The sequence below is a fragment of the Streptomyces sp. NPDC032126 genome, assembly GCF_055580085.1.
Map to the genome: position 1 here is coordinate 1,564,583 of NZ_JBVIMA010000001.1, position 14,012 is coordinate 1,578,594.

The 14,012-nt window shown below is 73.5% G+C and carries 13 protein-coding genes; 10 read left to right on the forward strand and 3 right to left on the reverse strand.

The window, feature by feature from the left end; genetic code table 11:
• Positions 1–62 precede the first annotated feature (62 nt).
• From ACZ5NW_RS06645 to ACZ5NW_RS06680, 8 genes are all read left to right on the forward strand, one after another.
• Positions 63–1,505, forward strand: a complete 1,443-nt coding sequence (locus ACZ5NW_RS06645; protein ID WP_468743007.1) for an MFS transporter — start codon at positions 63–65, stop codon at positions 1,503–1,505.
• A complete protein-coding gene (locus ACZ5NW_RS06650) occupies positions 1,502–2,098 on the forward strand; it encodes a TetR/AcrR family transcriptional regulator (protein ID WP_468742611.1) in 597 nt (198 codons plus the stop codon). The genes ACZ5NW_RS06645 and ACZ5NW_RS06650 overlap by 4 nt, the downstream gene beginning before the upstream one ends.
• A 305-nt stretch (positions 2,099–2,403) precedes the next feature.
• On the forward strand, positions 2,404–3,720 hold the full coding sequence (locus ACZ5NW_RS06655; RefSeq protein ID WP_468742612.1) for an NAD(P)/FAD-dependent oxidoreductase: 1,317 nt from the start codon (positions 2,404–2,406) through the stop codon (positions 3,718–3,720).
• Positions 3,717–4,505, forward strand: coding sequence for a DUF1365 domain-containing protein (locus ACZ5NW_RS06660; protein ID WP_468742613.1), 789 nt, complete (start codon positions 3,717–3,719; stop codon positions 4,503–4,505). The genes ACZ5NW_RS06655 and ACZ5NW_RS06660 overlap by 4 nt, the downstream gene beginning before the upstream one ends.
• Complete coding sequence (locus tag ACZ5NW_RS06665; protein ID WP_468742614.1) at positions 4,474–5,745, forward strand: class I SAM-dependent methyltransferase; 1,272 nt, start codon at positions 4,474–4,476, stop codon at positions 5,743–5,745. Before ACZ5NW_RS06660 ends, ACZ5NW_RS06665 begins: the two co-directional genes overlap by 32 nt.
• On the forward strand, positions 5,742–7,049 hold the full coding sequence (locus tag ACZ5NW_RS06670) for a class I SAM-dependent methyltransferase (RefSeq protein ID WP_468742615.1): 1,308 nt from the start codon (positions 5,742–5,744) through the stop codon (positions 7,047–7,049). The genes ACZ5NW_RS06665 and ACZ5NW_RS06670 overlap by 4 nt, the downstream gene beginning before the upstream one ends.
• Positions 7,046–7,852 carry a DUF1295 domain-containing protein gene (locus ACZ5NW_RS06675; RefSeq protein WP_468742616.1) on the forward strand — a complete coding sequence of 269 codons (807 nt, stop codon included), beginning with the start codon at positions 7,046–7,048 and terminating at the stop codon, positions 7,850–7,852. The genes ACZ5NW_RS06670 and ACZ5NW_RS06675 overlap by 4 nt, the downstream gene beginning before the upstream one ends.
• 72 nt (positions 7,853–7,924) lie before the next feature.
• On the forward strand, positions 7,925–8,638 hold the full coding sequence (locus tag ACZ5NW_RS06680; RefSeq protein WP_468742617.1) for an alpha/beta hydrolase: 714 nt from the start codon (positions 7,925–7,927) through the stop codon (positions 8,636–8,638).
• A 67-nt stretch (positions 8,639–8,705) separates the two neighbouring features.
• Here ACZ5NW_RS06680 and ACZ5NW_RS06685 read toward each other — a convergent pair whose 3' ends face one another.
• Together ACZ5NW_RS06685 and ACZ5NW_RS06690 are read right to left on the reverse strand one after the other, a co-directional pair.
• Positions 8,706–9,944 carry an RNA polymerase sigma factor gene (locus ACZ5NW_RS06685; RefSeq protein ID WP_468742618.1) on the reverse strand — a complete coding sequence of 413 codons (1,239 nt, stop codon included), beginning with the start codon at positions 9,942–9,944 and terminating at the stop codon, positions 8,706–8,708.
• Positions 9,941–10,375: a YciI family protein gene (locus ACZ5NW_RS06690; RefSeq protein ID WP_468742619.1), complete on the reverse strand. Its 435-nt coding sequence runs from the start codon at positions 10,373–10,375 to the stop codon at positions 9,941–9,943. Before ACZ5NW_RS06690 ends, ACZ5NW_RS06685 begins: the two co-directional genes overlap by 4 nt.
• Before the next feature lie 209 nt (positions 10,376–10,584).
• Here ACZ5NW_RS06690 and ACZ5NW_RS06695 point away from each other — a divergent pair, with 209 nt between their 5' ends.
• Both ACZ5NW_RS06695 and ACZ5NW_RS06700 read left to right on the forward strand, forming a co-directional pair.
• On the forward strand, positions 10,585–11,328 hold the full coding sequence (locus ACZ5NW_RS06695) for a hypothetical protein (RefSeq protein WP_468742620.1): 744 nt from the start codon (positions 10,585–10,587) through the stop codon (positions 11,326–11,328).
• A gap of 205 nt (positions 11,329–11,533) precedes the next feature.
• A complete protein-coding gene (locus ACZ5NW_RS06700) occupies positions 11,534–12,730 on the forward strand; it encodes a peptidoglycan recognition protein family protein (RefSeq protein ID WP_468742621.1) in 1,197 nt (398 codons plus the stop codon).
• On the opposite strand, the gene ACZ5NW_RS06705 is transcribed toward ACZ5NW_RS06700, so the two are convergent.
• The gene (locus ACZ5NW_RS06705; protein WP_468743008.1) at positions 12,693–13,928 is read right to left on the reverse strand and encodes a cytochrome P450 family protein; all 1,236 of its coding nucleotides are present in this window, start codon (positions 13,926–13,928) and stop codon (positions 12,693–12,695) included. The genes ACZ5NW_RS06700 and ACZ5NW_RS06705 overlap by 38 nt on opposite strands.
• Between the last annotated feature and the right edge of the window lie 84 nt (positions 13,929–14,012).

Genomic DNA, 14,012 nt, shown 5'->3' on the forward strand with positions numbered 1-14,012 from the left:
GCCAGGGAGTCCGTGTGCCTGATCCGCGTGAGACCGACCTGGAGCCGGAGGGCGCGCGCGTCGTGACCGAGGTCGCGGTGCCTGGCCCGCCGGGAGCGGCGGAGCGGCTGCGGGGCCGGCTCACCGTGCCGGTCCTCGCCTTCGGGGGCATCCTCATGGCGGTCATGCAGACCGCCGTCGTGCCCCTGCTGCCCGACCTGCCCCGGCTCACTGGCGCCTCCGCCGCCACGGTGTCGTGGACGGTCACCGCGACCCTGCTGAGCGGCGCGGTCCTCACCCCGGTGCTCGGCCGCGCCGGCGACATGTACGGCAAGAGGCGGGTGCTCCTGCTCGCACTGGCCCTGATGACCGCCGGCTCCTTCCTGTCCGCCACGACGTCCGCCATCGGCGTCCTCATCGCGGCACGGGCGCTGCAAGGAGCCGCGGCGGCCGTCGTTCCGCTGTCGATCAGCATCCTGCGGGACGAACTGCCGCCCGAACGCAGGACCTCCGCCGTCGCCTTCATGAGCTCCACCGTCGGAATCGGCGCGGCACTCGGCCTGCCCATGGCGGCCCTCATCGTCCAGTACGCGGACTGGCACATGATGTTCTGGGTCTCCGGCGGCCTGGGCGCCGCTGGACTGCTGCTCGCCGTGTGGGCCGTACCGGAGTCACCCGTACGGCAGCCCGGCCGGTTCGACACCCTCGGAGCGCTCGGCCTCACGACGGCCCTGGTGTGCCTGCTGCTCGCCGTCTCCCAGGGCGGGGAGTGGGGCTGGGGGAGCGGGCGGACGCTCGGACTGCTCGTCGCCGGCGTCGTGGCGGGCGGCCTGTGGACCTGGCAGCAGTCGCGCGCCCGTCAGCCCCTCGTCGACCTGGACCTGGCCAGGCGTCCGCGTGTCGCCCTGCCGCACATCGCCGCGCTGTTCGTCGGGTTCGCGTTCTACGCCAACTCGCTCGTGACCGCCCAACTCGTGCAGGCTCCCGCCGGTACGGGCTACGGACTGGGCCTGTCGATCGTCGCCGCGGGCCTGTGCCTCCTCCCGGGCGGCCTCCTGATGCTCGTACTGGCGCCGCTCTCCGCCCGGATGTCGACCGTCCGGGGCCCGCGCGTCACGCTGGCGGTCGGGGCCGGCGTGAACGCCTTCGGATACGTCATCCGCATGCTGGACAGCCGCCACTTGTGGGTGATCATCCTCGGCGGTGCCATCGTCTCCGCCGGCACCGCGCTGGCCTACTCGGCGCTGCCCGCCCTGATCCTGCGGAGCGTCCCCGCCACGCAGACCGCCTCCGCCAACGGCGTCAACGTCCTCATGCGGACGATCGGTCAGGCGCTGTGCAGCGCGGCCGTGGCCGCCGTCCTGGCACACCACGTCAGCGACCGGTCCGGCGCCCCCTTCCCCACCCTCCACGGCTACCTCGTGGCCTTCGCCCTGGCGGGTACAGTTGCCCTGGTCGGATGCGCGACAGCCCTCCTCATACCCGGTGACGACGGGCCGGCCCCCACCGTGCGGCGCCGCGCATGACCGCCCTGAGCGAGGAAGCAGCCGGAAACCGCGAGGACATGAAGAGGGACGCCGAGGCGACCAAGGCGGCCATTGTGCGAGCCGCCCGCTACTTCCTGGCCAGGTCCGCGCACGCCGACATCACGCTCAAGGACGTGGCCGAGCGCGCGGGCGTCAGCCCGCCCCTGATCATGAAGTACTTCGGCAACAAGGACCGCCTCTTCGCGCACGTCATGTCCTTCGAGGAGGACGCGGCGGCCCTGCTGGACGCGCCCACGGCGGACCTCGGGCGGCACATGGTCACCCACGTGCTGCGCAGCCACATCGAACAGGGCATCGACCCGCTGCTGAGGGTCGTCTTCGCCCCCCTCCACGGAGGCCAGGGCGACGTCCTGCGCGAGAACTTCCGCACCCAGGTCGGCGACCGGCTCGCGTCCCGTCTGGAGGGGCCGGACGCCGCCCTGCGCGCCGACCTCGCCGTCGGCATGCTGCTCGGCCTCGGCGTGATGTACGGCATCGCCCGGAGCGAGGCGCTGCGCGGGGCGGAGCTGGACGCCGTGGTGGAGCGCTACGCACCGGCCGTGCAGGCCCTTCTGACCGCTGACGGGGCGTGAGGCGCGGGGCGTGACGCGCCGGTTGACGCACGGGCCGTGACGCGCCGGTCGTGACGCCCGGGCCGCGACGAGCCTCTCGCGTGCCCCGCCCCACCCCCTCGGGCACCCCCGCGAGCCCCGCCCGTCCCGTGCCGAAAACCGACCCCGCGCCCCACCGGGAGTGTCGCGGGCGAATGGTTTCAGCCGCGACACGCGGAGCCGCTGGTCACTCCCGGCCCCGGGTGATCCTTTGACCCGCCAATCCACCGCCCGGCCTGCTACGGATAAGCCGCGGAAGTCTGATCACGACGGCGGGAGGACAGGCGATGGAACGGACGTCGACAGACGCCCGGCACGACCCGGAGCGCACGACACGCCACCGGCGGCGGACGGCCGTGGTGGGTTCCGGGGTGGCGGGGCTGACCGCCGCGTACGTCCTGAGCCGGGCCGGCCGCGCCGTCACCCTGTACGAGGCCGACGACCGGCTCGGCGGACACGCCCACACCCATCAATTGACGTCGTCCCACGACGGCCGGGTGCACGCGGTCGACTCCGGGTTCATCGTGCACAACCGGCGTACCTACCCGCATCTGCTCCGGCTCTTCGACGAACTCGGCGTCGCCACACAGGAGTCCGAGATGAGCATGTCGGTGCGGTGCGAGGGGTGCGGGCTGGAATACGCCGGCGCCCGCGGACCGGCCGGACTCTTCGCCCAGCCCCGCAACCTCCTGAACGGCCCCTATCTGCGCCTGCTGAGGGAGGTGCCCGCCTTCCACCGCGCGGCCCGGCGCCTGCTCGCCGAGGGCGGCCAGGAGGCGCTCACGCTGGGGGAGTTCCTGGACCGCGAGGGCTTCTCCGCCTACTTCCGCTCCCACTTCATGACCCCGGTGGTGTCGGCCGTGTGGTCCTGCGACGCCGCCACCGCCCAGCTCTACCCGGCCGCCTACCTGTTCCGCTTCCTGGCGCACCACGGCATGCTCTCGGTGACCGGCTCGCCGGTCTGGCGCACGGTGAGCGGCGGTTCGCGCGCCTACGTCGAGCAGGTCGCCAAGCACGTGGACGAGATACGCGCCGACACGCCCGTACGCGCCGTACGACGCCACGCCGACGGCGCCGACGTGACGACCGACGACGGCACCACCCACACGTACGACGCGGTCGTGATCGCCACCCACCCGGACCAGGCGCTGCGGCTGCTGGCCGACCCCAGCGAGCGGGAACGGCAGCTGCTGGGCGCGTTCCGCTACTCCCGCAACGCCACCCTCCTGCACACCGACACCCGGCTGCTGCCGCGCGCCCGGGGCGCCCGCTCCTCATGGAACTACCTCATGCCGTCCTGCGCCGCCGGCGCCGACCGGGTGCGCGTCAGCTACGACATGAACCGGCTGCAACGCCTCGACGCCCAGGAGACGTTCGTGGTCACCCTGGGCGGCGAGGACCGCGTCGACCCCGGCCGGGTGCTGGCCCGCATGGTCTACGAACACCCCGTCTACACCCCCGAGTCGGTCGCCGCGCAGCGACGCCTGCCCGAACTGAACGGCCCCGTCTGCGCGTTCGCGGGCGCCTACCACGGCTGGGGCTTCCACGAGGACGGCTGCCGCTCCGGCGTCCAGGCCGCGGCGGCGCTGGGAGCGCACTGGTGAACGGGCTGCCCGCGCTGTACTCCTGCACGGTCGCCCACGTACGGACCACTCCCTGGCGCTACGCGCTGCGGCACCGCACCTACCTGTGGCTCGTCGACCCCGACCGCCCGCCCCGGCTGCCGCTCCCGCTGCGGCCGCTGGCCCGGTTCGACCCGCGCGACCACTTCACCGGGGACCAGCCCTCGATCCGCGCCGCGCTGGACGCCTTCCTCGCCGAGCGGGGCGTGCGTCTGGACGGCGGCCGCGTCGTGATGCTCACCCACGCCCGCGTCTTCGGATACGTGTTCAACCCGCTGACCCTGTACTGGTGCCACGGCCCGGACGGCGCACTGCGCTGCGTGGTCGCGGAGGTCCACAACACCTACGGCGGACGGCACTCCTACCTGCTCGGCCCGCAGGAGGCCGGGACGGACCCCGAGCCCCGCGACGCGGACAGCACCTACCGCGCCGCCAAGGAGTTCTACGTCTCCCCGTTCCTCCCCGTCGACGGCCGCTACCGCATGCGGCTCCCCCTGCCGGGGCAGCGGCTGGACCTCGCCGTCCACCTGGACCGCGAGGGCGGCAGAACCCTCACCGCCACCGTCCGGGGCACCCGGCGCGAGGCGACCGCCACGGCCCTGCTGCGGCTGGCGCTGCGCCACCCCTGGTCCACCCTCGCCGTGTCGGCCGCCATCCGGGTCCACGGCATCCGCCTGTACCTGCGGGGACTGCCCGTCCAGCCCCGACCCCACCGACCCACCCCGGAGAACAGACATGAGGACAGCACACGCCCGCGCCACCCCTGACGCCCGCGCCATCCCCGTCGACCCCGCCCGATGGCCCGACATCGCCGCCGTACCGGCCTCCTCCCGGCCCCGCACCGCCGTGACCGCGGCCCTCGTCCGCCGGGCCCTGCGCGGACTGCCCCTGCGGGCCCGCTTCTCCGGCGGCGCCACGATCGGGCTCGGCGGGCCGCTCCTGGAGGTGCGTGACCCGGCCGCCTTCCACGCGCGTGTCGGCACCGGCGGCCTGGTCGGGTTCGGCGAGTCGTACATGGCCGGCGAGTGGGACGCGCCCGACCTGGTCGCCGCGCTCACCGTGCTCGCCGGCCACGCCGCCGACCTGATACCGGCCCCGCTGCAACGGCTGCGCGGACTGTGGGCGCCCCGCCAGCCGCACGAGGAGCGCAACACGCCCGACGGCTCCCGCGCCAACATCAGCCGCCACTACGACCTGTCCAACGACCTGTTCGCGCTCTTCCTCGACGACACCCTCACGTACTCCTCCGCCGTCTTCCAGGACCTCCCGGCCGACTGGGACCTGCTCGCCGCCGCCCAGCACCGCAAGATCGACCGGCTCCTCGATCTGGCCGGCGTGGGCGAGGGCACCCGGCTCCTGGAGATCGGCACCGGCTGGGGCGAACTGGCCCTGCGGGCCGCCGCCCGCGGCGCCCGGGTCACCTCCCTCACCCTCTCCCGGGAGCAGCGCGCCCTGGCCCTGGAACGGGTGCGCGCGGCGGGGCTCGATGAGCGGGTCTCGATCGAGCTGTGCGACTACCGCGAGTCGAGCGGCCAGTACGACGCCGTGGTCAGCGTGGAGATGATCGAGGCGGTCGGCGCCGAGTTCTGGCCCGTGTACTTCCGCGTCCTGGACGAGCGGCTGGTACCGGGCGGCCGCGTCGCGCTCCAGGCCATCACCATGCCGCACGAGCGCATGCTCGCCAGCCGCGACACCTTCACCTGGATCCACAAGTACGTCTTCCCCGGCGGCCTCCTGCCGTCCACGCGGGCCGTCGAGGAGACCGTCCGCGACCACACCCGGCTGCGCCTGGCCCGCCGGGACGCCTTCGGCGCCCACTACGCCGAGACCCTGCGGCTGTGGCGCGAACGCTTCACCGAACGCGCCGAGGAGGTCGACGCGCTCGGATTCGACGAGGTCTTCCGCCGGCTGTGGACCTTCTATCTCGCCTACTCCGAGGCGGGGTTCCGGTCCGGCTACCTGGACGTCCAGCAGTACCTGTTCACCAAGGAGAACGCGGACCGATGACGAGCACTCCCACCGCCGCCCGCACCGGTGCCGCCCACCGGCTGACCGCCCTGGCCGAGGAGGCGCTCGGCGGCCCCCTGCCCGTCCGGCTGCGCGCCTGGGACGGCAGCGAGGCCGGTCCGGCCGGAGCCCCCGTGGTCGTCCTGCGCTCCCGGCGCGCGCTGCGCCGGCTGCTGTGGCAGCCCGGGGAACTGGGCCTCGCCCAGGCGTACGTCACCGGCGAACTCGACGTCGAGGGCGATCTCGCGCACGGACTGCGCACGGTATGGGCGGCGCAGCGCGAACACGGCCTGCGCCCGCCCCGGCTCACCGCCGCCGACCGGGCCCGCGCGCTCGCCACGGCCGTACGCCTGGGCGTCGTCGGCCCGCCCCCGCCCGCCCCCGCCTCCCAGGCCCGGCTGCGCGGCGGCCTGCACAGCCGCGCCCGCGACCGCGCCGCCATCAGCCACCACTACGACCTGTCCAACGACTTCTACCGCCTCCTGCTCGACGACACCATGGCCTACTCCTGCGGCTACTGGGCGAGCGACGACTGCGGACCGGCCGACGCCCAACGGGCCAAGCTGGAGCTGATCTGCCGCAAACTCGCCCTGGCGCCCGGCTCCCGGCTGCTGGACATCGGCTGCGGCTGGGGCTCGCTCACCCTGTACGCCGCCGAGTGGCACGGCGTCCGGGTCACCGCCGTCACGCTCGCCCGCGAGCAGGCGGCGCACGTGCGCGCACAGGTGCGCGAGCGCGGACTCAGCGACCTGGTGGAGGTGGTCTGCCAGGACTACCGCGACATCGCGGGCGACGCGTACGACGCCGTCGCCACCGTCGAGATGGGCGAGCACGTCGGCGACGCCGAGTACCCGGCGTTCGCCGCCGCCCTGCACCGGCTCGTCCGCCCACGCGGCCGGGTGCTCGTGCAGCAGATGTCCCGCGGCCGCAACGCCCCCGGCGGCGGGCCCTTCATCGAGGCGTACATCGCCCCCGACATGCACATGCGGCCGCTGGGCGAGACCGTGACCCTGCTGGAGGAGGCGGGTCTGGAGGTCCGGCACGTCGAATCGCTGCGCGAGCACTACGTCCGCACGATCGAGGCCTGGCACCGCACCCTGGAGGAGAACTGGCAGCGGTTCGTCGCACTGGTGGGCGAGGAGACCGCGCGAGTGTGGCGGCTGTACCTGGTCGGCGGCGCGCTCGCGTTCGAGGAGGGCCGGATGGGCGTGGACCAGATCCTGAGCGTGCGGCCCGGCCCCGGCGGCGACAGCGGACTGCCGGCGACCACGCAGGCGTGGTACGAGGGCCTGGAGCGGCCGTGAGCGACTTCCCGTGGGGCGCGTTCGCGGTCAACCTGGCCTGGGGCGCGGCCGCGGCCCTCGCCGTCATGCTCGTCACCTTCGCCATCGCGTTGCGCGCGGGCGTGCACCGGATCGTCGACGCCGCCTGGGGCGTCGGCTTCACGGCGGTGGCGGCGGCCACCCTCGCCGCCTCCGCCGGGCACGGGGATCTCGTACGGCGGCTGCTGGTCACGTCGCTCACGGCGGTCTGGGGGCTGCGGCTCGCCGCGCACATCGCCCGCCGGGGCCGGGGCCACGGCGAGGACCCGCGCTACGAGGCGATGCTGGCCAAGGCGCCCGGCAACCGGAACGCGTACGCCCTGCGCATGGTCTATCTGCTCCAGGGCGCGCTCGTCTGGCTCGTGTCGCTGCCGGTACAGGCCGCGCAGTACGTGCCCGGCCCGCTGTCGGTCCTCGACGGGGCCGGTGTGGCGCTGTGGGCCGTCGGCCTCGCCTTCGAGGCCGTCGGGGACGCCCAGCTCGCCCGGTTCCGGGCCGACCCCGCCAACCGGGGGAAGATCATGGACCGGGGGCTGTGGGCGTGGACCCGGCATCCGAACTACTTCGGGGACTTCTGCGTGTGGTGGGGCCTGTTCCTGCTGGCGTGCGGATCCCCGGCGGCGGCCGCGGTGTGCGTCGTCTCACCGGTGGTGATGAGCCTGCTGCTGACGCGGGGCAGCGGCAAACGGCTGCTGGAGAAGCACATGGCCGGCCGGCCGGGCTACGCGGCGTACCAGGCGCGCACGAGCGGCTTCTTCCCGCGCCCGCCCCGGCACCGGGCGTGACCGGAACGACAGGTACGACACGAACAGCCGGGTAGGACTGGAACGACGGCGACAGCGAAGGGGAGCGGCCACATGGCGCGGCAGGAGACGACCGGATCCGTTGCACGGCCCGGGGGCGCGCTGCTGCCCCGGCGATGCCCGCCCAGGCCCCGGGCGGCCGTCCTGGTGCTGCACGGCGGCCAGGAGACGAGCCGACGCCCCACCCGGCCCTGGCAGCTCACCGCCCTGCGCATGGAGCCCTTCGTGCGGTCGGTGGCCGCCGCGCTGCCCGGCGAGGACGTCCTGATCGCCCAGGTCCGCTACCGCCTGCGCGGCTGGAACGGCCCGCTGGCCGACCCCGCCCGGGACACCGAGGACGCCCTCGACCAGCTCACCGGACTCGCCGGCCCGCTGCCCACGGTGCTGGTCGGCCACTCCATGGGCGGCCGGGCCGCCCTGCGCGCCGCCGGCCACCCCCAGGTGTGCGGGATCGTCGCCCTGGCCCCGTGGTGGCCGCCGGGCGAGCCGGTGGAGCAGCTGACGGGGCGGCATGTCGTCGCGCTGCACGGCGACCGCGACCGCATCACCTCACCCGCCGAGACCGCCGACTGCGTACGCCGGGCGAGCGGCACGGCGGCCCGCGCCGGCATGGCCGTCGTCGCGGGCGGGGACCACGCCATGCTGCGCCGCAACGGCTTCTGGCACCGCACCGCCGCGTCCGCCGTAGCCCACCTCCTCGACCCCGACGCGACCCGGGACCCCCTGCCACAGGAGTGCTACGGCACGGGCACCTTCCCCATCCTCTGACGCCACGCGCTCACCGCGGCCCCGTCTCATCGGCTTCCTCGCGCTCGTCGGCCGCTGAGAGTCCGGCTCAGGGGTCGAGGCGGGCGGCTCGGGTCTGGAGGTAGCGGCGTTCGGGGACGTTATGGGTGGCGCGGGCGGCGGCGCGGTAGGCGTCGGCCGCGGCCTGGTGAGCGCCGGTGCGTTCGAGGAGGTGGGCGCGGACGGCGTGCAGACGGTGGGTGTGCGTGAGGCGGGGCTCCAGGGCGGTCAGGGCCGCCAGACCGGCCTCGGGGCCCTCGACCATGGCGAGGGCGACCGCGCGGCCGAGTTCCGCCATCGGGTCGGGGACGGGAGAGCGGGCGATCAGGACGTCGTAGAGGGCGAGGATCTGCGGCCAGTCCGTGCTGTCGGGGCCGGAGGCCTCGTCGTGGAGGGCGGCGATCGCGGCCTGGAGCTGGTACGGGCCGGGCGGGCCCTCGCCGAGGGCCTCCTCGACCAGGGCGGTGCCCTCGGCGATCGCCGTGCGGTCCCAGCGGGTGCGGTCCTGTTCGCCGAGCGGGATCAGTTCCCCGTGCGGTCCCGTGCGGGCCGCGCTGCGGGCCTGGGTGAGCAGCATCAGGGCGAGCAGGCCCGTCACCGCCCCCTCCCGGGGCAGCAGCCGGCGCACCGCGCGGGTCAGCCGGATCGCCTCGCGGGCGAGGTCGGCGCGGTGCAGGGCGGGCCCCGAGGTGGCGGTGTGGCCCTCGTTGAAGATCAGGTACAGCACCGTCAGGACGGACGCGAGGCGCGCCTCGAACTCGTGCTCGCCGGGCGGACGGAAGGGCCGGTCGGCGCCGGCCGCGCGCAGCTTCGCCTTGGCCCGGCTGATGCGCTGGGCGATCGTCGCCTCCGGGACGAGATGGGCGCGGGCGATCTCCGCCGTGGTCAGCCCGCCCACCGCGCGCAGCGTGAGCGCGGTGCGGGCGGCGGGCGGCAGCATCGGGTGGCAGCACAGGAAGAGCAGGGTGAGTGTGTCGTCCTCGGCGGGCGCGGCCCGCACCTCGCGCGGTTCGAGCCGTGCCGCGGCCCGCTCCCGCCGGGCCCGCGCCGCCCGGGCCCGCAGCTCGTCGGTCAGACGCCGGGACGCCACGCGGATCAGCCAGCCGCGCGGATTGGCCGGCACACCGTCCCCGGGCCACTGCCCGGCGGCGGCGAGCAGCGCCTCCTGTACGGCGTCCTCGGCGGCGTCGAAGTGCCCGTACCGGCGCACGAGCGCGCCGAGAACCTGCGGCGCGTGCAGGCGCAGCAGGTCCTCGATGTCCCGCTCGGCGGGTACGGGTACGGTCAACCGATCTCACCTCCCCCGAGATCGCTCCCGCCGCTCTCGTCGATCGGCCGGACCACGACCGGGTAGACCGGCGAACCGGCCGGCGCCGGGCACTGCGCGACCCGTGCCGCGATCTCGGTCACCCTCTCCAGGCTCTCGCAGTCGAGCACCCAGTACCCGGCGAGCACCTCCTTCGTCTCCGCGTACGGGCCGTCCGTGACGACCGGCCGGCCCTGCGCGTCAGCGGTCACGAAACGGGTCCGCGCCGGCTCGACGAGCCCCTGCCCGTCGATGAACTCCCCGGTCTCCGCCAGGTCGTCGTTGATCGAGTTCATGTAGGCGAACATCGCCCTGAGGTCCTGCTCGCTCCACGCCGGGTGCTGTGCGGAGGCCTTGCCGTTCATGGCGTCGTAGTCGGCCTGTGAGCCCTGCACCATCACCAGGTACTTCATGACGTCTCTCCTCGTGTCTGCCGTACCCCCGGTGGGGGTCCTCGCACAGGAGACGTCGATGCCGCGCCGCGTTTCTCGACACTCGCCGGAACTCACCGCTACGGGTCCACCCGGACGGCCGAACCTCCCCGCCCGGGCAAGGGAATGAGTACTGTCAGTAGACATATGACCACACTCGGTGAGAGCCGGGCGGTGACGGGAGCGATGCGGTGGACTTTCCGGTCGAGATCAAGGTGAACATCGAGGGCGGTGTCCAGGACGCCGTCGCCGCGCTGGCCGGGACACAGCCCCCGGCGCAGAAGCGTCTCATCTGGTTCGCCGAGGACCGCGAGGGTCTCGCGGAGGGGCGGCTGCTGCTGGACAGCGGCGTGGTGGTGCGGCTCAGGAGCGGCGACACGCCGGACGAACTGACCGTCAAGCTGCGTCCCTGCACCCGGGACCAGTTGGTCGGCCAGTTCTCCCGCCCCTTCGACGACGACTCGTTCGAGTACAAGATCGAGGAGGACTGGTCGGGCAGCCGGCACGTACTCGCCGCGTCCGCCACGAGCAGCCACCCCCAGGGCGCCCTGCTGGACGCGGTGGCGGAAGGAGCCGACGCCGCCGCACCGCTCGATCCCCGGCAGCTGCGGTTCGTCCAGGACTGCGCACCCGCGGCGCACCTCACCGAACTCGTCGCCCTGGGGCCGATCGACTCGATGAAGTTCAGCGATGTGCCGCTCGACGACCTGCGGGTCGACCTGGAGCGGTGGTCGGTCGCCGGCCTGGACTTCCTGGAGGTGTCGATCCGGGTCAGGCCCAAGGACGACGAGAAGCCCGACGCGTTCGAGGCGCGGGTCGAACGCAAGCAGAAGAAGCTCGAAGCGGCGGTACGCGACCGTGGCGTGGCGATCTCCGACAACCCCGAGAACAAGACCCGCCGCGTCCTGACCGCCCTGACCACCACCCACCACTGAGCCGCCCCGCCCTTCGACGGGCGCTCTCGGTTTGTAATTTCGGAAAGACGAGCGAACTCCCGAGCCATGCCGTTCGGTCGAGTCGCTGTCGCTCGCGAGAGGTATAGCCCGGGAGTCTCCCGTGTCGATTTGTCGATGATCGTATTCCGGCTGGCACGCTGACCGCCGTTCGCACAAGGTTCACGGTCGGCAAGGGAGTTCACACGTGTGGAGCAGAACGCGCCTGGTCTCGGTGGCGGTGGTCGGAATGGCGGCGCTCCAGGTCGCTGTCGTGCCGTCCGCGCATGGCTCGGGCGATCCGGGGCCATCGGCGCCGGCGGGGCCACGAAGTCAGCAGCGTGCCGTCCGGGTCGCTCCGGACGGGCGCGGTGCGGCGCTGCGGGCCGAGGGCACTGAGCCGTTCAGCCTGCTCGGTGTCACCTGGGACGATCCGCGGTCACCGCTGATCGGGACGGTGGAGGTCCGTACACGGTCCGTCGGCACCGGCTTGTGGTCGGGCTGGTCGCGTCTGGACAGCGAGGAAGGCCACGGGGAGGAGTCGGCCCTGCGGGGTGGCACCGATCCCCTCTGGGTGGGCCCTTCGGACGGCGCCGAGGTCCGTGTCGCCGTGACGGCGGACAAGGTGTCCGCCCTGCCCGAGGGACTGCGCCTGGACCTGATCGACCCCGGCCGCGGTGAGGTCTCCGCGTCCCCGATCCCACGGTCCCCCGGCGCGCCGGGCAGCGCGACCGCTCCCCGGCCGACGATCGTCTCCCGCGCCGGCTGGGGCGCGGACGAATCGATCAGCCCCGCCTCGGCCGTCTACGTGGCGAGCGGGAAGATCAAGGCGGCCGTCGTGCATCACACCGCCGATTCCAACAGCTACACCTGCGCGGAGGCGCCCTCGGTCATCCGGGGGATCTTCGCGTACCACGTCCTGCAGTTGGGCTGGCGGGACATCGGCTACAACTTCCTCGTCGACAAGTGCGGCACGCTCTACGAGGGCCGCAAGGGCGGTGTCGACCGCGCCGTGCAGGGCGCTCACGCCTACGGCTTCAACTCCCAGACCACCGGCATCGCCGTCCTCGGCAACTTCACCGACACGGTCCCCAGCGAGGCGGCCGTGGCCGGGGTGGCCCGGCTCGCCGCCTGGAAGCTCGGCCTCTACGGGATCGACCCGGCCGGGACCACCACGCTCACCGCGGGTGCCGACGGCACCAACTACTTCCGCAAGTCCTGGAAACTGGGCGCCCAGTTGACCTTCCCGACCATCCACGGCCACCGCGACGGCTTCAACACCCAGTGCCCGGGCGACCAGCTCTACGCCGCACTGCCCACCATCAGGACACTGGCCTCGGCGGCGGCCAAGGGGGCCACCGCGGCCGTCACGACGGACGCGGCGTCGCCGCCCGACCGAGCCTGACGGGAAGTGCCCGCACGCTGTTGCCCACGAAGCTGGAGTGCCGCGGGAGTTCGTCATCGGGCGTCGCGAGCTCCAGCTTCGGGAAGCGGGTGAACAGGCGCTCCAGGGCGATCGTCGCCTCCAGCCGGGCCAGGGGAGCGCCGAGGCAGTAGTGGGCGCCGAACCCGAGGGACAGATGGCGTACGGCTCCGGACCGTTCGGGTCGGGTGACGTCGAACCGGTCGGCGTCCGGGCCGTGCGCGTCGGGATCCCGCCCGGCGGCGGAGTACCCCGCGAGGACGGGCGTGCCCTTGGGGATCACGGTGTCGCCGACGACCAGATCCCGTACGGGATAACGGAACGGGAAGTAACTCACGGGCGCGTCCCAGCGCAGCGTCTCCTCCACGACGTCACCCCAGCTCACCTCGCCCGCGCGGACGAGGTCGAGCTGGTCGGGATGGCCGCACAGCGCCCGTACCGCGTTGGTGATCAGGTTGAGAGTGGTCTCGTGCCCGGCGATGATCATCAATATCAGCGTGCCGATCAGCTCCTGCTGGCTGAGCCGGTCCCCGTCCTCGTCGCGCGCCGCGATGAGGGCGCTGGTGAGATCGTCGCCGGGCTGCCGGGCCTTGGCGGCGGCGATCTCGCCGAGGACGGTCACGAGGTCCCGGTTGGCGGCGACGACCTCCTCGGGTGCGATGTCGGTGGCGACGACCTGGTTGGACAGGTGGTGCAGCCGCTCCCGGTAGTGTTCCGCCACGCCGAGCAGCTCACTGATGACGCCCATCGGCAGCGGCAGCGCGAAGTGCCGCCGCAGATCGGCGACTCCACCACCGGACTCGCCCGCACGGGCGAGACCGTCGAGCAGTTCCTCGGTCAACTCCTCTATCCGGGGCCGTAGTTCCTCGACCCGTCGCGCGGTGAAGGCCCGGCTGACCAGGGACCGCAGCCGCCGGTGATCCTCCCCGTCGGCGGTGGTCATCCCCTGCACGGTCGCGAAGGTCAGCAGCGGCCAGCCCTTCCCGATCCGCCCCTCGCGCAACGCGGTGAAGTGCCGTGCGTCCTTGGCGACATCGGGATGCCCCAGGAACTCCCGCAGCGCCTCGTGTCCCAGTACGGCCATCCCCTCCACCTCGCCGGGCAGCACGACGGACGCGACCGCGTCCCGCGCCAGCAGTCGGGCGTTGACGGCGTGCGGACAGCCGCCCGAGGGATCCATACGGTGCGGCGCGCCGGGCGAGATGTCCACCGGAAACTCCTGATCGAGGGGGGCGGTCAAGGCCGTACGACGCCCGATTGTGCC